Here is a 20,653-nt window from a genome sequence, read left to right on the forward strand (position 1 = left end):
CGACCGAAGGAGACAGGACAATGCTGAAATCATGGAAGACCTGGGGCGTGGTGGCGGCCTCCGGCCTGCTCATCGTCGCCTCGTGGCTCGTCGGCCGACTCACCTCGGCCGACGCGGTGGCGGACGGATTGATGATCATCGCCGCTCTCGTGGCCGGCTACCGGATCGCCATCTCGGCGGTTCAGGCGCTTCGGATCCGGATGATCTCGATCGATCTGCTGGTCGTGGTCGCCGCCGTCGGGGCCATGTTCATCGACAACTACTGGGAGTCTGCGGCGGTCACTTTCCTCTTCGCCCTCGGCAAGGCCCTGGAGAAGGCGACTCTCAACCGCACTCGCCGGGCCCTGTCCGACCTCGTCGACTCGGCGCCCGAGACCGCCACCATCCTTCGTGACGGCGAGCCGGAGACCGTCGAGGTCTGGGAACTCGAACCCGGCGACCTCGTGCTGGTGCGCAACGGGGAGCAGGTCCCCGTCGACGGCCGGGTGCTCTCCGGCAACGGCGGCGTGGACGAGGCCACCATCACCGGCGAGTCCGTCCCGGCCGAGAAGTCCGAGGGCTCCGAGGTGTTCGCCGGCACCTGGCTACGGTCGGGAGTCCTGCGTATCGAGGCCGTCGGCATCGGTGCCGACACCACCCTCGCCCGGATCGTCCACCGGGTGGAGGACGCCCAGGACGACAAGGCCCGCACCCAGACCTTCATGGAACGGTTCTCGACCTGGTACACCCCCGCCGTGATGATCTCGGCGCTGGTGGTGGGCCTGATCCCCTGGTCGTTGGTCGCCACCATGGGCAACATCGAGCTCGCGCTCACCCTCCTGGTGATCGGCTGCCCCGGCGCCCTGGTGATCTCGATCCCCGTGTCGATCGTCGCCGGGATCGGCCGCTCCGCCAAGGACGGTGTTCTCATCAAGGGCGGCGAGTACCTCGAGAGTGCGGCCCGGGTCGACGCGGTCGTCGTCGACAAGACCGGCACCCTCACCAACGGTCGGCCGGTCCTGACCGACGTGGACGTGCTCGACGACGACTATTCGCGTGAGGACGTCCTGAGGCTGGCCGCCCGAGCCGAGACCGCGTCCGAGCATCCGCTCGCCGAGGCGATCATCTCGGGTGCCCGGGAGGCGGGACTGGAGATCGACCTGGTCGAAGCGGCCGAGCCCGTCGCCGGCAAGGGCATCCGCGCCGAGGTGGATGGCCGAGTGGTCGCGGTGGGCTCCGCGGATCTACTCGACCACCGGCCTGACAACGCACGGATCCTCGAGCTCAACGACCAGGGCAGGACCGCGATGTTTGTCGGGGTCGACGGACGGGCGGTCGGGATCGTCACCGTCGCCGACACCATCCGTGACGACGCCCCGGCAGCGGTCAGGGCACTGCACGACGCAGGGATCAGGGTCGTCATGGCGACCGGCGATGCCCAGCGGGTGGCCCGTAATGTCGGCGCCGAACTCGGGGTCGACGAGATCCGTGCCGAGCTCATGCCGGAGGACAAGGTCGAGATCGTGCGCGAGCTGCAGTCCCGCGGCCACACCGTGGCCATGGTCGGTGACGGGGTCAACGACACCCCTGCATTGGCACTGGCCGACATCGGGGTGGCGATGGGAGCCGCCGGCTCGCCGGCCGCGATCGAAACCGCCGACATCGCGTTGATGGCGGACAGGCTCCCGCGGCTCCCGTACGCGCTCTCCCTGGCCAAGCGGACCGTCCGCACCATGCGACTCAACATCGCCATCGCCCTGGTGACCGTTGCCGCGCTTCTTGCCGGGCTGTTCCTCGGGGGCGTGACCATGTCGATCGGGATGCTGGTCCACGAGGTGTCCGTTCTCGCGGTGATCGCGATCGCGATGCTCCTCCTGCGGCCGACCCTCGAGAAGGACGGAACCGGGATCCCGGGACACGCGGGGGACCTCGTCCTCGGGACCGGAGCACGGGACGTGAGCCGGGTGTGATCAGACCCTGATGCCGTAGGAGTCGAGAAGACGACGAAGGCCGCCCGCGGCGAGCGGGCGGCCTTCGTGTTGAGAGTACCGGTGGGGGGACTCGATCCCCCGACCTCACGATTATGAGTCGTGCGCTCTAACCAGCTGAGCTACACCGGCATGCCCTGCCAGTCGGACGATCGAGCCGCCCCGCACAGTGCGAGCCCCCTGTCGGAATCGAACCGACGACCTTTTCCTTACCATGGAAACGCTCTGCCGACTGAGCTAAGGGGGCGGGCCGCGCTTCGCTGTTGGTCACCCAACCGCTTGGCGCGTAAGCCTTTAGCAGATTACACACACGGCCGAACGCGGCACAAATCGCCCGGTGGGGCGCTGTCCCGCCGGGCCCGCTGGCAGGATGGCCGGGTGCGCATCTCCGTGGTGATCCCCGTCCTCGACGACGCCCGCGAACTCGAGGGCGCCCTGGCCTCCCTCGCCACGCAGACGCGGCTGCCCGACGAGGTCGTGGTGGTGGACAACGGGTGCTCGGACGACAGCGTCGCGGTGGCTTTGGCCGCGGATGCGCGGATCGGGGTCCGGGTGGCCGTCGAGCCCGTGCGGGGCATCCCCGCAGCGGCCGCGGCAGGCTACGACTCCGCGACGGGCGACATCATCGCCCGACTCGACGCCGACTCCCGGCCCGGACCCGGGTGGCTCGCCCGGATCGAGGCCGCGTTCACCGCCGATCCCGAACTCGTGGCCATCTCCGGCCCGGGCGAGTTCATCGGCTTGGAGGGGTGGCGGGCCCGCGCCGCGAAGCTGCTCTACATGGACGCGTTCTTCGTCTCCGTCGGCGCCGCCATGGCCCACCCCGTCCTGTTCGGCTCGAACCTGGCGATGCGCCGCAGCGCCTGGGAGCGGGTGCGCGACGGGGTCAACCGGACCGACCCGGAACTGCACGACGACATCGACCTGTCGTTCCAGTTCGGCGCCGACGACCGCCTGTTGGTCGACCGTTCCCTGACCGTGGGGATCTCGGCCCGACCCTTCGACGACCCCGCGGCCATGCGGCGACGCTTCTCGCGGGCATTCCGGACGATCTTCCTCAACTGGCGGTCGAGCCCGCCGTCGCGGCGGTGGCTGGAGCGCGTCCAGCGCTGACCCCGGCATCTGCGAGCCCCAATGCCCGCCTCCCCGGCACCCAACGGGCCTCCACATCGGCTAGCGCGCCCTCTTCGACCTACGCGTCCGGAATGCACGCTCAGCGTTGGGCTGCGCGCCCGCCCGGGACCAAAGAGGACGCACAAGTCCTAAGGTGGGGCGAGGCGGCGCCGGCTCACGCCCAGACGAGCACCGACCAGAGGATGAGCTGCGTGACGCAGAAGCCGGCCAGCATGTTGAGCACCAGGAAGCGCTTCCAGCCCTCGTTGGTCGCCTCGGCGGTGGCGTCGGTGACCCGCGTGTAGGCGGCCACCGTGGCGAGGTACGGCAGGATCGCGAACGCCGCCCCCGACGCCGGCCACGGCGCGGCGATCAGCAGTACCAGGACCGCCGCGGCGTAGCAGGCCAGCGCGAACCACACGGCTGCCCGGGCTCCGAGCACGGTGGCGACCGATTTCAGGCCGGCCGCGCGGTCGAAGCGCACGTCCTGCACGGCGCCGAACGCCTGGGACGCCGCGCCCCACAGCATGAACGCGATGAGGCACGCCCACACCCCGCCGCCGAGGTCCGCGCCGGCGATGGTCCACCCGACGATCGCCGGTGAGACGAAGTGGAACGCCGAGGTGACGGAGTCCAGGAACGGGGTCTCCTTGAACCGCAGCCCCTTGGCGCTGTAGGCGATCACCGCGAACGCACTGGCCGCCAGCCACAGCGACGACTCGAGCGTCCCGACCACCACGAGGTAGACCAGGAACGGCACGGTCGTCACGGCCGAGGCCACGAGCGTCGCCGTGTGGCGCGACCGCTCGAGGACCGAGCCCTCCACGCCGCCCTTGCGGGGGTTGCGCAGGTCCGACTCGTAGTCGAAGACGTCGTTGATCCCGTACATCGCGAGGTTGTACGGCACCAGGAAGAAGAGCGTGCCGATCACGCCCAACAGGTCGAAGCCGCCCGTGGCCAGGAAGTACGCCAGCGCGAACGGGGCGGCGGTGTTCACCCACGAGACCGGGCGCGACGACCAGAACAGGGTGGGGAGCAGACCCGGCGTCGCCGGCCGCTCGGGGGTGCGGACCTTGTCGTCGTCGTCCTCCCCCGGTTCCGGGGTGCCCGCCAACGCCACGTCCCCCCGGCCCGACACCGTCGGGCTCCCCGCCACGGCACCGGCCCGCGGCCGGGCGGTGAGCACGAACCACACCGAGGGCATGAACACGGCCACGGCGACGGCATAGGCGAAGTCCTCGATGGGCGCCACGCCCAGGCGGATGCCGCTGGTCAGCGCGTCGTCGTAGGCCACGAGTCCGGCGGAGATCATGATGTTGTCGAAGATCGCCGTGAGGACGAGCAGCACCACGAGCGAGCCGCCGACCCCGATCAACCATCGTCGGCGGTCGGCCCCCCGCAGGCGCCACAGCGCGATGAGGGCGGCCGCGATGACGGGGATGGCCATGGTGGCGTTGATGGTCGAGTAGATGCTCACGGCCGCGCCCCCGCCCCGTCGTTCTGGGCGCCGCCGTTCTGCGCCCCGTCGTTCTGGGCCCTGTTGTTATGCGCCCCGTCGTCCTGGGCGCCGCCGGACCGCGCGCCCCGCCGCCGCGAGAGGTGCTCGACGGCCGTGACCACGCCCGTCGCGCACACCAACGCGAGGTGCGACAGGAACGCGAGGAACACGACCTCCTCGAGCGGGATCTCCGGCGCGACCAGCAGGCCGGTCATGAAGTCGGTCTGGCCGCGGAAGAACACCCCGCTGCGCACCCCGAGGACGTCCCACGTGAGCAGCAGCGCCACCGCCGCGGTCACGGAGAGTGCAGTCGCGGCCGGGGCGCGGAACGCCGCGAGCTTCCAGCGGTGGTCGATGACGAGGATGCCGGCGAACGAGATGACCTGGACCGCCAGGTAAGCCAGCCCGATCACCTCGCCGACACCGTGTCGCCGCCGGCGGGTCCGCCGGACGCGGGCCTGTCGAACACCGTGCCCCCGCCGGGCTCGGCCACGGGCGCGGTACCCGTGTCGCCGCGCACGTGCTTGAGGATCAGCTCGGCGCTGATGAGGCACATCGGCAGTCCGATCCCGGGGATGGTCGAAGCGCCGGCGTAGTACAACCCGTCGACGTGCGTGCTGACGTTGCGGGTGCGGAAGAACGCGCTCTGCGCCAGCGTGTGCGCGGGCCCGAGGGCCGTGCCGCGCCACGCGCCGAGGTCGTCCTCGAGATCGGCGGGGGCGATGGTGCGCCGCACGACGATCCGCTCGGCCAGGTCGTCGATGCCGGTCCAGTCGGCGATCTGGGCGATGGCCTGGTCGGCGGCCGCCTCGATCGCGGCGTCCCCCGCGCCGTCCACGCCGCCGTGGCCCAGCGAGGGGTCCGCGGGGATGGGCACCAGGACGAAGAGGTTCTCGTGCCCCTCCGGGGCGATGCCCGCGTCCGGGTCGGTGTCGGTGGCACTGGGGCGACAGACGTAGAGCGACGCCGGGTCGGGGATGTGGGGCTTCTCGCCGAAGATCGCGTCGAACCCCTCCTCCCACCGGTCGGTGAACAGCAGCGTGTGATGGGCCAGCTGTGGCAGCTCACCGCGCACACCGAGCAGCATGAGCAGCGCACCGGGCCCGGGGGTCTTCGAGTCCCAGTAGGACTGCGGGTACGTGCGGAGATGCTCGGGGAGCCACCGGGTCTCGAGGTGGTGGAGGTCTGCGGCCCCGACTACGAGGCCGGCCGGCAACGTCCGCTCCTCCCCGGCCCGGTCGCGCACCCGGACGCCCCTGACCTGTGCCTTCGACCGGCGGGACCCGCGGCCGCGAGCGCCCTCGGATGTGGTGACCAGTTCGATCGCCTCCGTGCCCGTGTGGATGGCCACACCCTGCTGCTCGGCGACCCTGCGGACCGCGGCGATCACCTCGGTGAACCCTCCACGCGGGTAGAGGACACCGTCGGTGAGGTCGAGGTGGCTCATGAGGTGGTAGATCGACGGCGCCAGGTACGGCGAGGACCCGAGGAACACCGCGGGGTAGCCGAGGATCTGCTGGATGCGGCGGTCGCTGAACCGGCGGGCCACGAACGAGTGCAGCGGCTGGACGAGGCGGGCCACCAGCGAGCCGGCGCGGGCCAGGACGTCGGGGCGCACCAGGGCCGGGTACGAGGTGAAGTTGGTGTAGAGGAACCGCGTGAGCGCGAGGTCGTAGGTCGTCCGCGCCGAATCGAGGTACCTGCCCAGCACGCGGCCGGCGCCGGGTTCGAGCGACTCGAACAGCGCTGTCGAGGCCGCGCGGTCCGAGCGGATGTCGACCGACTCGGGACGGTTCTCGAAGTACACGCGGTACCCGGGGTCCAGGCGCACCAGGTCCAGCTGCTCGTCGGCGGAGGTGCCGCAGAGGCGGAAGAAGTGGTCGAACACCTCCGGCATGAGGTACCAGGAGGGGCCGGTGTCGAAGCGGAACCCGCCGGCGGACCAGCTGCCGGCGCGCCCGCCGACGGAGTCGGTGGCCTCGACGAGCGTGACGTCGCGCCCCTCGTGGGCCAGCAACGCAGCGGTCGCCAGGCCGGCGATGCCGCCGCCCACCACGACGACGGGCCCCTCCGGGGCGTGCCGGCGGCTCATCGGGCCACCGCCCCACCGCGCGCGGCACCGGGGCGGGCGCCGGACCGGCCACGACCGGCTGCAGCCCGGCCGATCACCGCGAGCTTCACCGGATCGGGCACCCGCACCCGGCCCGCGCTCACCCCGGATGCCCCGGCCGCCCGTAGGCGATCGTTGAGCTCCGCGAACAGGTCGTGGGCTGCGGCCACCGCCAGGCGGTCGCGGCCCGGGATCCGGTTGATCGCCGTCCGCGCGATGCGCAGGTCCGCGTCCACGTCATCGGCCAACTCGCGTACGTCCTTCTCCGTCAGTGCCCGCGGGTCACGGCCCGGCAGGTAGTTGCGACCGAGGTCCGTGAAGTCTTCCCGGATGTCCCGGAGGAAGTTCACCTTCTGGAACGCCGCTCCGAGTGCGCGCGCTCCGGCGGCCATCTCGTCGTCGTCACCCAGTCCCCCACCTGCGAACGTCCGCAGGCACATCTCCCCGATGACCTCCGCCGACCCGTGGATGTACCGACGCAGAGACTCCTCGGTGTGCTCGGTGACGTCGATGTCGGCCTCCATCGAGTCGTAGAACGGATCCACCAGACGCGCGTCGATCCCGAACCGACGCGCGGTGTCGGCGAAGGCGTGCGTCACCGGATCGGGGTCCAGGCCGCGCTCGATCGCGCGGTGTGTCCGGCGGCGCGCCTCGGCGATGAGCTCGCGCGCGGCGACCGGGTCGTCCATCGCCCCGTCGACGACCTCGTCCCCGACCCGCGCCCACGCGTAGATCGCGGCGACGTGCGGGCGGGTGGCGGGCGCGAGCAGTCGGCAGGCCAGTGCGAACGACGTGGAGTACCGGCGCAGGATCACCTCGCTGCACCGGCGGGCGGCGTCGGTGAACTCCGCGTGGGGGCTCTGCTGGGTCATCGGGTCCTCTCCAGGGCGGTGGCCAGGTGGGGGCCGAGCGCGGCCCGGACGTCGTGCGGCACGGCCGGGGAGTCCAGCGCGGCGCGGGCTGCGGTGATGAGGTCCTCGGCGATGCCCACCGCGTGCTCGCGGGCGCCGCACTCCCGCAGCAGCTCACGCGCGGTGTCGGGGTCGGGCGTGTGGCCGTTCATCGTCTCGGGGTCGGCGGCCGGGCGCCCCAGGGCGGCGTCGATCCGCGGCCAGGCCTCGGTGGTGGCGGCGTGGGCCAGCAGGACGGTCGGTGCGCGCCGGAGCAGATCGCCCTCGTTGGACTTGCCGGTCACGGCCGGATCCCCGAACACGCCCAGCACGTCGTCGATCACCTGGTAGGCGGTCCCCAGGTGGCGGCCGGCCTCACGCAGCGGGGGGATGACCTCGTCGGGCGCGCCGCCGAGCATCGCGCCCAGCACGAGGGGCAGGCACACGGAGTAGGCGGCGGTCTTGGCCGCGCCGATCGCCAGCGCGCGCTCCCGGTCGGCGGGCTCGCGCTCGACGCAGCCGTGGACGTCCGCGTACTCCCCGGCGATCGACGCGACGACCGCGCTCTGCACCTCGTCGAGCACACGGTGCAGCAGTGGCGCCGGCACGGGCAGGCGGGCGAAGTCGGCCATCGCGGCCACGAGCAGCAGGTCGCCGCCGAGCAGCCCGCCGACCTGTCCGAGGTGCCCGGCGGCCTCGGTCCCGATCCCCCCGGCGGTGGCCCGCGCGGTGGTGCGGCCCTGCAGGTTGGGCTGGCCGCGGCGCTGGTCGTCCCCGTCCGCCAGGTCGTCGTGGACGAGAAACGCCTCGTGCAGCAACTCCAGTGCCTGGCCCGCGGCGGCCCGCACGGCCTCGTCGGTGCCCCCGGAGGTGGTGTACACGGCGTCGAAGAGCGCGGAGCGCATCCCCTTGCCGGAGCGGGTGGTCCGCCCGAGGTCATCGGCCCACTCGTCCACTGCGGAACCCAGGCCCGCCGGCAGGTCGCCGGTCGTCATCCGATGTGCGGCGGTCATCGAAAGGAGTGTCATGTCCGGTGGTTCGGAGCCGGGGCCGTCGTGGATACGTCTCACCTCGATTCTTCTCGACGAGATGCGGCGTGACAGGTCGTGGGGTCGTGACACTGGGGACCGCGCGTATTCACATTTTCACGGATTCCCCGGCGACAGGTCCCGAAATGCACGAAGACCCCCGCTTGTGGCAGGGGTCCCGCGTGCCAGATGATGGATTCGAACCAACGTAGGCTAAGCCGACGGATTTACAATCCGCTCCCTTTGGCCGCTCGGGCAATCTGGCGTGCACCTCAAGGGCGCTACGACACGATACAACGCCTGTGACCCCTGGTGCCAAATCGGGGTGCTCAGGGGTGGTGCGGCGGCGACTCCCGGCCCCGCCCGTGGCGGCCTCGGGCCCTGGCCGTGGCGGGTAGCCTGGCCGGGACAACCCCCCAACGACAGGAGTACGTCCATGGCCTCGGAGTCCTCGTTCGACATCGTCTCGGAGTTCGACCGCCAGGAGGTGGACAACGCCCTGAACCAGGCCGCCAAGGAGCTGGGCACCCGCTACGACTTCCGCGGGACCGATGCGAGCATCGAGTGGAAGGGCGAGGACGCGGTGGAGATCGTCGCGAACTCCGAGGACCGGGTGCTGGCCGCCAAGGACGTCTTCGTGGAGAAGTTGGTGCGCCGCGGGCTGAGCATGAAGGCGCTCGAGGTGGGCGACCCGATGCCGTCGGGCAAGTCGTTCCGCTTGGTCGGCTCGCTCAAGCAGGGCATCGACAAAGAGAACGCCAAGAAGATCACCAAGCTGCTGCGCGACGAGGGCCCCAAGGGCGTCAAGGCGCAGATCCAGGGCGAGGAGATCCGTGTGTCGTCCAAGAAGCGCGACGACCTGCAGGAGTGCATCTCGCTGCTCAAGGGTGCCGACTTCGAGGTCGCGCTGCAGTTCACCAACTACCGCTGACCCGCCGACGGTGCCGTTCCGCATAGGCGGGGGTGGGCGTCGGCTCCGCGCCGCCGCGCTGGTCGCCGCCGTGGGCCTGTCCTCGCTGGTGGGGTGTGCGTCCGGGGGCGACGACGAGGTCGCGCAGCAGCTGACCGTCTTCGCCGCCGCGTCGCTCAGCGGGGCGTTCACCGAGATCGCCGACGACTTCGAGGCGACGCATCCCGGGGTGTCGATCCGGCTGGGTTTCGACGGCTCCTCCGGTCTGGTGGACCAGCTGGCCGGCGGCGCACCGGCGGACGTGTTCGCCTCCGCCGACGTCCGGACGATGGACCGCGCCGTCGCCGAGGGGCTGGTCGCCGGCGAGCCGACGCCGCTGGCCACCAACGTGCTCACCCTCATCACCCCGCCCGGCAATCCGGCGGGTATCACCGATCTCGACGACTCGCTGGACGGCGCACGACTCGTGGTGTGCGCGTCCGTCGTGCCGTGTGGTGCGGCGGCCCGCACGCTGGCGGACGCCGCCGGGATCGACCTGGCCCCGGTGAGCGAGGAATCCACCGTCACCGACGTCCGCGGCAAGGTCACCTCCGGCGAGGCCGACGCCGGGATCGTCTACGCGACCGACGCCCGCGCCGTCGCCGACCGGGTCGAGCAGGTGCCGATCGCCGGTGCCGACGCGGTGCCGAACGTCTACCCGGTGGCCGTCCTCGAGCGCGCCGCGGACTCCGAGATGGCCCGCCGCTTCGTCGACACCGTCACCGGCCCCGAGGGGCGTGCGATCCTCGCCGAGCACGGTTTCGGCCCGCCGTGACCCGGCCCCCGCTCCCCCGCTGGCTGCTCGCGGCCGCGGTGCTCGCCGTCCTGCTGGCGGCCCTGCCCCTGGCGGGCATGGCCGCGCGTGTCCCGTGGGCGCGGGTTCCCGAACTCCTCGCCTCGGAGGCCGCCCGCGACGCCCTGCTGCTGAGCCTGCGCACGTGCGCGCTCTCCACGGTCCTGTGCATCCTGCTCGGCACCCCGCTGGCGGTGGTGCTGTCCCGCAGCAGCGGGCCGCTGGCGGCACTGGCCCGGACGGTCACCGCGCTGCCCATGGTCCTGCCCCCGGTCGTGGCCGGCCTGGCCCTGCTCATCACGCTCGGGCGTACCGGCGTCGTGGGACAGCACCTGGCCGTGCTGGGCGTCGAGATCGGGTTCACGACCGCGGCCGTGGTGATCGCGCAGACGTTCGTGGCGATGCCGTTCCTGGTGGTGGCACTCGAGGGCGCGCTGCGCTCCGTGGACTCCGGGCTCGAGCGGACCGCCGCCTCACTGGGCGCCTCCCCGACCCGGGTCCTGACGACCGTGACGCTGCCCCTGGTCCTGCCGGCCCTCGTCGCCGGCGCGACCATGTCGTTCGCCCGCGCTCTCGGGGAGTTCGGCGCCACCCTGACCTTCGCCGGTTCCCTGCAGGGCACCACGCGCACCCTGCCGCTGGAGATCTACCTCAGCCGGGAGGCGGACACCGAGACCGCCCTCGCCCTGGCCGTGGTGCTCATCGCGGTGGCCGCCGCGCTCATGGCGGTCTCCGCGCTCGTCGCCCGCAGGGCGGTGGTGGGCCGTGGCTGACCACCCCGACGCGTCGCGTCCCGCCGCGTCGCATCCCGCGGCCGAGCTGGACTGCCGGGTCGCCGCCCGCGACGTCGACCTCCACGTCAGCGTCCCCGCGGGCCGACGACTCGCGATCGTCGGACCCAACGGCGCGGGCAAGTCCACGGCGCTGTCGCTGCTCGCCGGGCACCTGCGGCCCGACTCGGGCGAGGTCCGGCTCCACGGCCGCGTCGTCGGCTCGCCCCGCACCCACCTGCCCGCCCACCGCCGCCGCGTGGTGTCGCTCGAGCAGCGTCCCGGGCTGCTGCCCCACCTGTCCGCCCTGGACAACGTCGCGTACGGCCCACGCGCCCGTGGCGTCCGCAGGCGGGCCGCGCTCGACCGCGCCCGCACCGAGCTCGAGGCCGTGGGGTGCGGCGACCTCGCCGCCCGCAGGCCGCACGAGTTGTCCGGCGGACAGGCGCAGCGCGTCGCCCTGGCCCGGGCCCTCGCCGTGGATCCGGAGCTCGTCCTGCTCGATGAGCCCCTGGCCGCCCTCGACGTGGAGGTCGCCCCCGCGATCCGGCGTCTCCTCGCTGATCGGCTCACCGGACGGGCCGTGGTCCTGGTGACCCATGATCCGCTGGACCTCTGGGCGTTGGCCGACGATGTCGTCGTCGTCGCCTCCGGCCGCGTCGCCCAGTCCGGCACGGTCGAGGAGGTCCTGACCCGGCCCGCGTCCGACTTCGCTGCGCGCCTGGCCGGGGTCTCACTGGTCGAGGGGATCGTCGACGACGACGACCTGCGCACCCCCGGCGGCGACCTCGTCTCGGGGGTCCGCACGAGCGCGGCGACGGGATGGCGGCCGGGGGCGCGGGCGGTGGCGACCGTCGACCCGCGGGCGGTGGCCGTCCAGACCGACCCCGCACCCACCGGCTCCACTCAGGCCCCGACTTCGGCTCCGGCTCCCACGAGCCCCACGCAGCCATCCGCGCACGCGCCTGCGACGAGCCCGCGGAACTCCTGGCCCGCGCGGGTGGTCTCGCTCGTCCCCGCGGGGGCGTTGACGCGGGTGACGGCCGAGCTACGGGACGGTCAGCGCGTCGATGCCGAGATCACCAGCCGCTCGGCCGCCGAACTCGCGCTGGCCCCGGGTTCGCCCGTGATCCTCGTGGTCAAGGCTGCGCAGGTCGCGCTGTACCCGCGCCGCTGACCCCGGTGTCACTGAATCCCGCGCCGCTGACCCGCTGTCTGCCCTCGGCCACAGCCGCCCCTCGGCCACAGCCGCCCCTCGCGACGGCGTCTCGCCGTCACCGATGAGCACGCCAGACGCCATGGCAGCGAGCGGCTGTGATGGGGACTGGCAGGCGCGGGAGCGAGACGCCAGGCCCGGGGGCGGCTGCCGGGCCGTGCGGGAGCGAAACGCCAGGCCCGGGGGCGGCTGCCGGGCCGGTGCGGGGAAGGTCAGCCGACGCGGTCGACGGTGAAGCGCACGAGCCGGCGCAGCGCCTCGTTGGCGGGGCCGGCGGGCAGGGCGTCGAGCTCGGTCATGGCGTCATCGACGTACTTCTCGAGCGTGGCCCGCGCGCGCCGCATACCGTCGGACGCGCGCAGCAACTCGAGGGCTTCCGCCACCTCCGCGTCGTCGGTCAGCGGCTCGGCGAGCAGGTCGCGCAGCCGCGCGCTGTCCGACGAACCCGCCTCCATGGCGTAGATCATCGGCAGGGTGTGCACGCCCTCGCGCAAGTCCGTACCGGGCGTCTTGCCCGACTCGGTGGACGGCGAGGCGATGTCGATGATGTCGTCGGCGATCTGGAACGCGATCCCCACGGCGTCACCGAGGCGGCGCAGGCTCCCGATCTGCTCGGCGGTCGCCCCCGAGTACTCGCCGCCGAACTGGGCGGCCGCGGCGATGAGCGAGCCGGTCTTCTCCCAGATCACTCGCAGGTAGTGCTCGGCGGCACCCTCGTCACGACCGCCGACACCCGGGCCGACGGTCTCGCGCATCTGCCCGGTGACCAGCTCGGCGAACGTCTGGGCGATGAGCTGCACGGCCTCGGGTCCGAGGTCGGCCAGGAGCATCGAGGAGTGCGCGAAGAGGAAGTCTCCGGCGAGGATCGCGGTGGAGTTGTCCCAGCGGCTGTTGGCCGACTCGACACCGCGGCGCATGGCGGCCTCGTCCATGACGTCGTCGTGGTACAGCGTGGCCAGGTGGATCATCTCGCACACCACGGCGGCCTTGACGAGTCGCTCGCGGTCGGGCGCGGGGCCCAGCGAGCCCGAGAGCAGGGTGACGACGGGCCGGAACCGCTTGCCGCCGGCGGTGACGAGGTGGAGGGCGACCTCGGAGAGGAAGTCCTCGCCGGTCTGGAGTCGGCTGACGAGCAGCTTCTCGACCTCGTCGAGCCGTTCGCGCAGGTCGGCTGCGAGGTCGGCGTCGCCGACGTCCACGCCCGCCACCGTGTGGTCGGTCGCCGTCTCCGCGGTGCCGGTCACTGAATCGCTCGACATCCCCACTCGTCCTCGTCGCCTGGTGAAGGGTCGGCGTGGCCCGCCCTTCCCGACAGACTACGGTCCCGCGTCGCGGGCGGTGGCACCCCACCCCGCCCGAGGTCCCGGCGACCGCCGCACCCGCCGACCTGCCACCATGGAGCGCATGGAGTCAGGTATGGGTCTTCCCGCGTCGACGGACGTCCTCGTGGTGGGCTGCGGCCCGGCCGGTTCGGCGACCGCGACGTGGTTGGCGCGTGCCGGTCGCGAGGTCACCGTGCTCGACGCGGCGCGGTTCCCGCGCGACAAGACCTGCGGCGACGGGCTCACGCCGCGGGCGATGCTGGAGGTCGACCGGCTGGGTCTCGGCGGGTGGGCGCGGGACCGCATCACCATCCGTGGGCTCGAGCTGCGGGGCTTCGGCCACTCCCGGCGGGTGCCGTGGCCGGCCGGTGAGCACGGTGGGACCGGGTCGGCGGTGCGACGGACGGTGTTCGATGACCGGCTACGGCAGGCGGCGGTGGAGGCGGGCGCCGTGGTGCATGACGGCGTGCGCGTGACCGGCGTGGAGAGGGGCGACGACGGCGAGGTGACCGCTGTCCGGACCGAGGGCGGTCGCGTGGAGTGCCGAACCCTCGTGGTGGCCGATGGCGTGCGGTCGCCGGTGGGTCGTCTGCTCGGCCGGACCTGGCATCGCGACACGGTGTATGCCGTGGCGGCGCGATCCTATGTCCGGTCCGGGCGTCATGATCATCCGTGGATCGGCTCCGATCTCGAGCTCCGCGACGAGGCGGGCGCCATCCAGCCCGGCTACGGCTGGGTGTTCCCGCTCGGCGACGGCGAGGTCAACCTCGGGGTGGGTGCGTTGGCGACCTCGGCGCGGCCGGCGAACGTCGCGGTCAAGGAGCTACTGCAGCACTACGCACGTAGCGTCCGCGGCGACTGGGGCCTGGCCGGCGAGCCGAGGGCGGTGACGTCCGCGTTGTTGCCGATGGGCGGGGCGGTCTCGACGGTGGCCGGTCCCAACTGGGCGGCGGTCGGCGACGCCGCGGCGTGCGTGAACCCGCTCAACGGCGAGGGGATCGACTACGCGCTCGAGGGCGGCCGCCTGCTCGCGGAGTTGATCCTGGCGGGAGCGGGTGTCGGCCGAGGAGGCCCGGGATCGAGAGTGGGCGCGGCCGGTTCGCACTCGCGCACCACTGCCGGTGACCTGACGCATGCGTGGCCCGCGGTGCTCCGCGAGACCTACGGCGAGTCGTTCGCGATCGCCCGGGACGCCGCGCGCCTGCTCACCTATCCGAAGTTCCTGCCGCTGGCGGGACCGGTCGGGATGCGTTCGCAGGCGCTGATGACCGCGGCGGTGCGGTGCATGTCCAACACGGTCGCCGATTCGGACCGCGATGTGGTGGCCCGCGGCTGGCGGGCAGCGGGGTCGATCGCCCGCAGGCTGGACCGCCGGCCCCTCTTCGCCGACTGACCCGCCGGGCCTCCGCCCCGGGCCTCCGCCCCGCCCGGATTACGCGTAGGGCCTCCGCCCCGCCCGGGTTACGCGTCGGGAATGGACCAGAGCGGCAGCGCAAGCGGCCGGAAGACGTACAAAGACGGCGCGCACCCCGGGAGGACGGCGCAGCGCGCCCGGGGTGGCGCGGCGGCGGTCGGATCAGCCCGCGCCGGGGTCAGGCCGGGCGGCGCGCCAGGTGGATGGCCGCGATGCCGCCGGTCAGGTTGGTGACGCTGCAGCGCTCCCAGCCGCTGGCCTCGATGATCTCGAGCAGAGCGTGCTGGTCCGGCCAGTCGCGGATGGACTCGGCGAGGTAGACGTACGCGTCCGGGTTGGACGAGACGCTGGTGGCGATCTTCGGCAGCGCCCGCATGAGGTAGTTCATGTACAGGGCGCGGAAGGGCGGGAACACGGGCGTGGAGAACTCCACCACGGCCAGTCGCCCTCCGGGCCTGACGACGCGGGCCATCTCCCGCAGTCCGGCGGCGGTGTCCTGCACGTTGCGCAGCCCGAAGCTGATGGTGGCGGCGTCGAAGGAGTCGTCGGCGAACGGCAGCTTCATGGCGTCGCCCGCGACCTTGGGCACGTCCCGGCCGGCGCCCGCCCGCAGCATTCCCAGCGAGAAGTCCGCGGCCACGCACCACGCGCCGGACTTGGCGAGCTCGACGGTCGACACGGCGGTGCCGGCGGCCAGGTCGAGGATCCGCTCCCCGGGGCGCGGCGCGAGCAGCGAACGGGCCCGCCGCCGCCACACGTGGTCCATGCCCCCGGAGAGGACGGTGTTGGTCAGGTCGTAGCGCTTGGCGACACCGTCGAACATCGACGCGACGTCACGGGGCTGCTTGTCGAGATTGGCGCGGGACACGCCGTCGACGCTACCCGCCCCCGGCGCGCGTGGCCGATCAGGCCACCACACGTGGGGCTCGGCTCGTGCCCACACCACGCGCGTCCGTCCGGTCGACCCCGATCGTGCGCGCGCCGACCCTGCCCATGCCGACCCTGCCCACGCCGACTCTGCCCATGCCACCCCTGCCCACGCCGACCCTGCCCGAATCGGACCGGGCGCCCGCCGCCGCGTAGTGGTCGAAGAGTTGGGCGCAGATCGCGTCCCAGGTGCGACCGAGGACGGTGGCGCGGGCGCCGGCGGCCAGTCGCTCGTGGTCGGCGAGCACCGCGTCCACGGCCGGCGACACCTCGGCGGCGTACCGGCGCGGGTCGAGCAGGACGCCGTTGACCCCGGCCTGCACGAGGTCGCGGGGCCCGCCCTGGTCCGGGCCGACGACGGGCACGCCGGACGCCTGCGCCTCCTGGATGGACTGGCAGAACGTCTCGAACTCACCGGGGTGGCAGAACACGTCCATCGTGGCGTAGGCCTGCCCGAGCCGGTCGCCGTGGAGTTCGCCGGTGAAGATCGCGTGGGGCATGGCGGCCTGGAGTGCGGGGCGGTCGGGGCCGTCTCCGACGACGACGAGGTGGAGGTCTCCCCCCGGGCCCGACCGGTCGGCCAGCGACTGAAGGCGCTCGACGTGCTTTTCCGGGGCGAGCCTGCCGACGAACCCCACGACGGGCCGCCCCTGCGGGGACCACAACGCGTGCAGGGCCGCACTGCGCCGGGAGGGCGAGAAGCGCTCGGTGTCGACGCCCCGCCCCCACCGGTACAGGCGCGGGATCCCGTGGGCCGCGAGATCCTCCATCGCGGCGGTCGACGGGGCGAGGGTGCGGTCGCAACTCGCGTGGATGGCCCGGGTCCAGGTCCAGGCCGCATCGGCGACGACACCGATCCCGTAGGCATCGGCGAACCCGGCCACGTCGGTCTGGTAGACGGCCACCGAGGGCACGTCCAGGGCGCGGGCCGCGGCGGCACCGGCGGCACCGAGCACGAACGGCGACGCCAGGTGCACCACGTCGGGGCCGAAGTCGCGCAGGGCGCCGAACACGCTCGGGCTGGGTGCGCCGACCGGCAGGGAGGACACCACCGGCACCTTCACCGCGGTGACCCGGTGGACGGGATAGCCCAGGTGGTGGTCGGGGCCGCTCGCGTCCGCCCCGGGCCCGCCGAGCAGTGGTGCGACCGCACTGACCAGCGGGTGCGCCCGGACGGCACCGGCGGCGCCCTGCCAGAAGCCGACCTGCCCGGACGGGGCCACCACCAGACAGTCGTGCCCGTGCCGGCGCGCGTACTCCAGCACGCGCAGGACAGAGTTGGTGACGCCGTTGACGTTCGGCAGGAACGATTCGGTGACGATAGCTACGCGCACGACCCCACTGTCGCCGGGCCGGGACACGGGCCGGTGATCAGCGAGAAACGGTGCGTCGAACTCGTGGTGCCGCCCGGTGAACCCTCGGTGACGTGGCGGCGTAGGCGAGCGCCGCCAGCGGGACGACCACCGCGGGCACGGACAGGGCGGGCACGACGGCGACGGTCCAGCTGCGTCCCGAGACCCGCACCAGATCGGGGTTCGCGCGCCGGAACTCGACCTGCACCCGCTGTCCTTCGACGAGCCCGGTCGGGTAGAACACGCCGGTCACCGGTCGGACGGTCCGGCCACCGCCGGCGTCGAACTCCACGGCGGCCCGCCGATCGGTGACCTCGGTGACCGACGCGGTGGCGCTGCCCATGTCCCGGTCGATCCGCTGGTCGTTGATGAAGCACGCCAGCACGAGGAGCACGGCTGTGAGCAGCGAGAACACTCCCGCGGTCACGGCCACCACCCGCACGCCCCACCGGATACGGCGAGCGCGACGGATCTGCCGGGCCGAGACCGGGGCCGTCGCGGTCACCCGTCCGCCACGGCTTCCGAGCGCAGCGCCGCGTGGAGGTCGCGCAATCCCTGCCGGTCGGTCGCGACGCGCACCACCCGAAGGCCCTCGGGCACGACGTCGCGGTGCCCGTTCGGGAACGCGGGCTGCGCGAGCAGGGCCTCGAGTCCGGCCGGGTCGGTGTCGGTGAAGGGCACCCCGGCGCCCGCACACAGGGCGCCCAGGTCGGCGCCGTGGGGGGTGCCGAAGACGCGCTCGAAGTCGGCGGCCAGGCGCGGGTCCCCCTGTTCGAGCAGGGAGAAGATGCCACCGCCGTCGTCGTCGGCCACGACGATCGTCAGGTCGTCGGGGTGCCGCTCCCGCGGGCCGAGCAGCAGGCCGGACACGTCGTGCAGGAAGGTCAGGTCACCCAGCAGCGCGACGGTCCGCCCCGGCGCCGACAACGCGACCCCGATCGCGGTGGAGACCGTGCCGTCGATCCCCGACGCCCCGCGGTTGGCGAACATCGCCACATCCGGATCGAGCGGGCCCACGAACGACAGGTCCCGCACCGCATTGGAGGCGCCCACCACGAGGTTGTCCCCGGCCCGGACGCCGCGGGCCACGGCACGCGCCACGTGCAGTCCCGTCGGCGCACCGGTCTCGAGATGCCGGTCCAGCAGCCGGTCCACGGCGGCGCGGGCACGGGCGTCGGCGCGGGCCGTGGTCTCGGTCCACTCGGGGTCCACGCCCCACCCGGTGAGGACGGAGTCGGCGAGCTCGGCGGCGCTACCGGTCGGGTTGGGCGAGCGCGGGCCGGCGTCGAGGATCACGAGGTCGACGTCCGGGTCCGCCAGCAGGCGCGTGACGGCGCGGTGCAGCGTCGGCCGCCCGGTGACCACCACCTGCTCGGGCCGCAGCGCCGGGATCGCCAGCGGGTGCACCGGGTGCAGCGGGACGGGGGCGCCGGGCTCTGCCACCGTCGGCACCGCCACCAGCCCCGACACCGGTGCCGCCCCGACCCCCGAGACGACCAACGTGGGGCGCGTGAGATCCACCGCCACGGCCGAATCGGCGGGCGCCGAGTCGACCCCCGCCCCCGCTCGCTGCACCCACGGACGACCGTCCGCACGCCCCTCCGGCAGACGACATGCCTCCGGGCCGCCGCCGACCTCGTCGTCGTCGTACTCCCGTGAGTCTCCCCCGAGGGCGAAATCCTCGTCGCCCTCGCCCGGCACGAGCGGCTCGCGGAACGCGATGTCGACCTGCACCGGACCCGGGTCGGCCGCCGCGGTGGCGGTGAGGATGGCCCGGCCGATCGCGCTGCGCCAGTGCCGGTGCTCGGACTCGGGGTCCCCGGCCGCGCCGAGCTCGACGACCGCGCGCGCGTGCGGGCCGAACAATCCCACCTGGTCGATGGTCTGATTGGCGCCGGTACCGCGCAGCTCGGGCGGCCGGTTGGCCGTGAGCGCGAGGATCGGTACGCCCGAGTGGGCCGCCTCCACCATCGCCGGATGGAGGTTGGCCACCGCGGTGCCGGACGTGACGACGACGGGGACCGGCCGCCTCGACCCCAGCGCGAGCCCCAGCGCGGTGAACCCGGCGCCGCGCTCGTCGATCCGCACGTGCAGGGCGAGCCGGCCGGACCGCTCCGCGGCGGCCAACGCCAGGGCCAACGGGGCGCTGCGCGATCCCGGGCACAGGACCACGTCGGTGATCCCGTGGCGGATCAACTCGTCGACGAGGACACGGGCCTGCGCGGTGCTCGGGTTGCTCACGGTGGGGTTCATCGCCCCCCAGCCTAGTCGGGGGACGTGCCCGGGTCGGCCGCATGCGCGAGCCGCCCGGCCAACCCCGCCAGCCGCTCCCGCAGCCCGTCCGGCGACTCCACGGCGAACGGGCCCGGTAACCGCGCGAGGTACCAGGCCAGCACGTCGAGGTCGGCGGCCCCGGTCTCCAGCCGGCAGGCCGGGCCGTCCGGATGGTCCTCGGCGCGCAGCTCGGTGACCGTCCCGTAGGTGGGCGGGAACTGCTCGACCACCTCCGCCGCGGGTGCGAACACCACCACCCGCGCCAGGTGTTGGTACGGCGCCGCGGTCACCGCGTGCTGCACGTGCGCGGCCGGATCGGGCACGTCGGGGCGGGGGGTGAAGCGCCAGCGGCTGCGGTGGACGGCCCGGATGCGATCGAGCCGGAAGGTGCGCCAGTCCGCGCGGTCCAGGTCGTAGGACAGCAGGTACCAGCGCCGGCCCAGCACGACGATCCGGTACGGCTCCACCCGACGCTCGGTGTCGCGGCCCGCGCGGTCGCGGTACCCCAGTCGCACCTGCTCGGTGCCGCGGACCGCGTGGCCCAGGTCGATGAGCAGCTCCGGCTCCACCGGGGTGTCCGAGCCCGGGACCGCGACCATCGACTCGGTGACGTCGGCGACCCGCTCGCGCAACCGGCCGGGCATGACCTGGTCCAGTTTGGTCAGGGCGCGCAGCGCGTGTTCGCCGACGCCCGCCACCGCGCCGCCCGCGGCCAGCCGCAGGGCGATCGCCACCGCCACGGCCTCGCGGTCGTCGAGCAACAGCGGCGGCAGTCGCCGGCCCGAGCCCAACCTGTACCCACCACCCGCGCCGCGCTCGGATTCCACCGGGTACCCCAGGTCACGGAGCCGGTCGACATCACGGCGGACCGACCGCGTGGTCACCCCCAGCTCGGCCGCCAGCTCGTCGCCCGTCCACACCGATCGCCGCTGCAGCAGGTCGAGCAGGCCCAGCACGCGCTGGGTGGTGGGCATCCTGTCCTCGGTCATGCCAGCAGTGTCCCACCCTCAGCGGACCGATCCTGTCCGGA

Annotated in this window: 17 protein-coding genes, 3 tRNA genes and 1 pseudogene; 7 read left to right on the forward strand and 14 right to left on the reverse strand. The window is 73.2% G+C overall.

What is annotated here, in order from left to right; all coding sequences use genetic code 11:
* Positions 1-23 precede the first annotated feature (23 nt).
* The gene (locus tag VZF99_RS11550; protein ID WP_407336122.1) at positions 24-1,949 is read left to right on the forward strand and encodes a heavy metal translocating P-type ATPase; all 1,926 of its coding nucleotides are present in this window, start codon (positions 24-26) and stop codon (positions 1,947-1,949) included.
* A gap of 76 nt (positions 1,950-2,025) precedes the next feature.
* Here VZF99_RS11550 and VZF99_RS11555 read toward each other — a convergent pair.
* Both VZF99_RS11555 and VZF99_RS11560 read right to left on the reverse strand, forming a co-directional pair.
* Positions 2,026-2,099: transfer RNA gene (locus VZF99_RS11555), tRNA-Met, on the reverse strand.
* 42 nt (positions 2,100-2,141) lie between these two features.
* Positions 2,142-2,214, reverse strand: a tRNA-Thr gene (locus VZF99_RS11560).
* Positions 2,215-2,345: 131 nt separating this feature from the next.
* On the opposite strand from VZF99_RS11560, the gene VZF99_RS11565 reads away from it, so the two are divergent.
* Positions 2,346-3,080 carry a glycosyltransferase family 2 protein gene (locus tag VZF99_RS11565; RefSeq protein WP_067716838.1) on the forward strand — a complete coding sequence of 245 codons (735 nt, stop codon included), beginning with the start codon at positions 2,346-2,348 and terminating at the stop codon, positions 3,078-3,080.
* 175 nt (positions 3,081-3,255) lie between these two features.
* On the opposite strand, the gene VZF99_RS11570 is transcribed toward VZF99_RS11565, so the two are convergent.
* From VZF99_RS11570 to VZF99_RS11595, 6 genes are all read right to left on the reverse strand, one after another.
* On the reverse strand, positions 3,256-4,557 hold the full coding sequence (locus VZF99_RS11570; RefSeq protein WP_407334807.1) for a prenyltransferase: 1,302 nt from the start codon (positions 4,555-4,557) through the stop codon (positions 3,256-3,258).
* The gene (locus tag VZF99_RS11575) at positions 4,554-4,991 is read right to left on the reverse strand and encodes a lycopene cyclase domain-containing protein (protein WP_407334808.1); all 438 of its coding nucleotides are present in this window, start codon (positions 4,989-4,991) and stop codon (positions 4,554-4,556) included. Before VZF99_RS11575 ends, VZF99_RS11570 begins: the two co-directional genes overlap by 4 nt.
* On the reverse strand, positions 4,988-6,670 hold the full coding sequence (gene crtI, locus VZF99_RS11580; RefSeq protein ID WP_407334809.1) for a phytoene desaturase family protein: 1,683 nt from the start codon (positions 6,668-6,670) through the stop codon (positions 4,988-4,990). Before crtI ends, VZF99_RS11575 begins: the two co-directional genes overlap by 4 nt.
* Positions 6,667-7,560, reverse strand: a complete 894-nt coding sequence (locus VZF99_RS11585) for a squalene/phytoene synthase family protein (RefSeq protein WP_154830591.1) — start codon at positions 7,558-7,560, stop codon at positions 6,667-6,669. Before VZF99_RS11585 ends, crtI begins: the two co-directional genes overlap by 4 nt.
* Positions 7,557-8,591, reverse strand: coding sequence for a polyprenyl synthetase family protein (locus VZF99_RS11590; RefSeq protein WP_407334810.1), 1,035 nt, complete (start codon positions 8,589-8,591; stop codon positions 7,557-7,559). Before VZF99_RS11590 ends, VZF99_RS11585 begins: the two co-directional genes overlap by 4 nt.
* Positions 8,592-8,789: 198 nt before the next feature.
* A tRNA-Tyr gene (locus VZF99_RS11595) sits at positions 8,790-8,871 on the reverse strand.
* A gap of 171 nt (positions 8,872-9,042) precedes the next feature.
* On the opposite strand from VZF99_RS11595, the gene VZF99_RS11600 reads away from it, so the two are divergent.
* The 4 genes from VZF99_RS11600 to VZF99_RS11615 are packed head-to-tail and all read left to right on the forward strand — an operon-like array spanning position 9,043 to position 12,295.
* On the forward strand, positions 9,043-9,537 hold the full coding sequence (locus VZF99_RS11600) for a YajQ family cyclic di-GMP-binding protein (RefSeq protein ID WP_067716850.1): 495 nt from the start codon (positions 9,043-9,045) through the stop codon (positions 9,535-9,537).
* Positions 9,538-9,547: 10 nt separating this feature from the next.
* Positions 9,548-10,330, forward strand: a complete 783-nt coding sequence (gene modA, locus VZF99_RS11605) for a molybdate ABC transporter substrate-binding protein (RefSeq protein ID WP_407334811.1) — start codon at positions 9,548-9,550, stop codon at positions 10,328-10,330.
* Entirely contained in the window at positions 10,327-11,121 is a 795-nt protein-coding gene (locus VZF99_RS11610) for an ABC transporter permease (RefSeq protein WP_185950701.1), read from the forward strand. Before modA ends, VZF99_RS11610 begins: the two co-directional genes overlap by 4 nt.
* Complete coding sequence (locus VZF99_RS11615; RefSeq protein ID WP_407334812.1) at positions 11,114-12,295, forward strand: sulfate/molybdate ABC transporter ATP-binding protein; 1,182 nt, start codon at positions 11,114-11,116, stop codon at positions 12,293-12,295. Before VZF99_RS11610 ends, VZF99_RS11615 begins: the two co-directional genes overlap by 8 nt.
* 251 nt (positions 12,296-12,546) lie before the next feature.
* On the opposite strand, the gene VZF99_RS11620 is transcribed toward VZF99_RS11615, so the two are convergent.
* Positions 12,547-13,593 carry a polyprenyl synthetase family protein gene (locus VZF99_RS11620; protein ID WP_407334813.1) on the reverse strand — a complete coding sequence of 349 codons (1,047 nt, stop codon included), beginning with the start codon at positions 13,591-13,593 and terminating at the stop codon, positions 12,547-12,549.
* 157 nt (positions 13,594-13,750) lie between these two features.
* Between VZF99_RS11620 and VZF99_RS11625 the strand changes: the two genes are divergently transcribed.
* Positions 13,751-15,049: a geranylgeranyl reductase family protein gene (locus tag VZF99_RS11625; protein ID WP_253003792.1), complete on the forward strand. Its 1,299-nt coding sequence runs from the start codon at positions 13,751-13,753 to the stop codon at positions 15,047-15,049.
* A gap of 199 nt (positions 15,050-15,248) precedes the next feature.
* On the opposite strand, the gene VZF99_RS11630 is transcribed toward VZF99_RS11625, so the two are convergent.
* The 5 genes and pseudogenes from VZF99_RS11630 to VZF99_RS11650 all read right to left on the reverse strand — a co-directional run bounded on the left by VZF99_RS11630 (position 15,249) and on the right by VZF99_RS11650 (position 20,612).
* Positions 15,249-15,938, reverse strand: a complete 690-nt coding sequence (locus tag VZF99_RS11630) for a demethylmenaquinone methyltransferase (protein ID WP_407334814.1) — start codon at positions 15,936-15,938, stop codon at positions 15,249-15,251.
* A gap of 160 nt (positions 15,939-16,098) precedes the next feature.
* Positions 16,099-17,331, reverse strand: a pseudogene (locus tag VZF99_RS11635) (glycosyltransferase family 4 protein); the annotation flags it as partial.
* A 37-nt stretch (positions 17,332-17,368) separates the two neighbouring features.
* The gene (locus VZF99_RS11640) at positions 17,369-17,854 is read right to left on the reverse strand and encodes a DUF3592 domain-containing protein (RefSeq protein WP_407334815.1); all 486 of its coding nucleotides are present in this window, start codon (positions 17,852-17,854) and stop codon (positions 17,369-17,371) included.
* On the reverse strand, positions 17,851-19,602 hold the full coding sequence (gene menD, locus VZF99_RS11645) for a 2-succinyl-5-enolpyruvyl-6-hydroxy-3-cyclohexene-1-carboxylic-acid synthase (RefSeq protein ID WP_407334816.1): 1,752 nt from the start codon (positions 19,600-19,602) through the stop codon (positions 17,851-17,853). The genes VZF99_RS11640 and menD overlap by 4 nt, the downstream gene beginning before the upstream one ends.
* An 11-nt stretch (positions 19,603-19,613) precedes the next feature.
* Entirely contained in the window at positions 19,614-20,612 is a 999-nt protein-coding gene (locus tag VZF99_RS11650) for a helix-turn-helix transcriptional regulator (protein WP_407334817.1), read from the reverse strand.
* Positions 20,613-20,653 lie beyond the last annotated feature (41 nt).

The organism is Dietzia kunjamensis, assembly GCF_045689975.1.
GTDB lineage: Bacteria > Actinomycetota > Actinomycetes > Mycobacteriales > Mycobacteriaceae > Dietzia > Dietzia kunjamensis.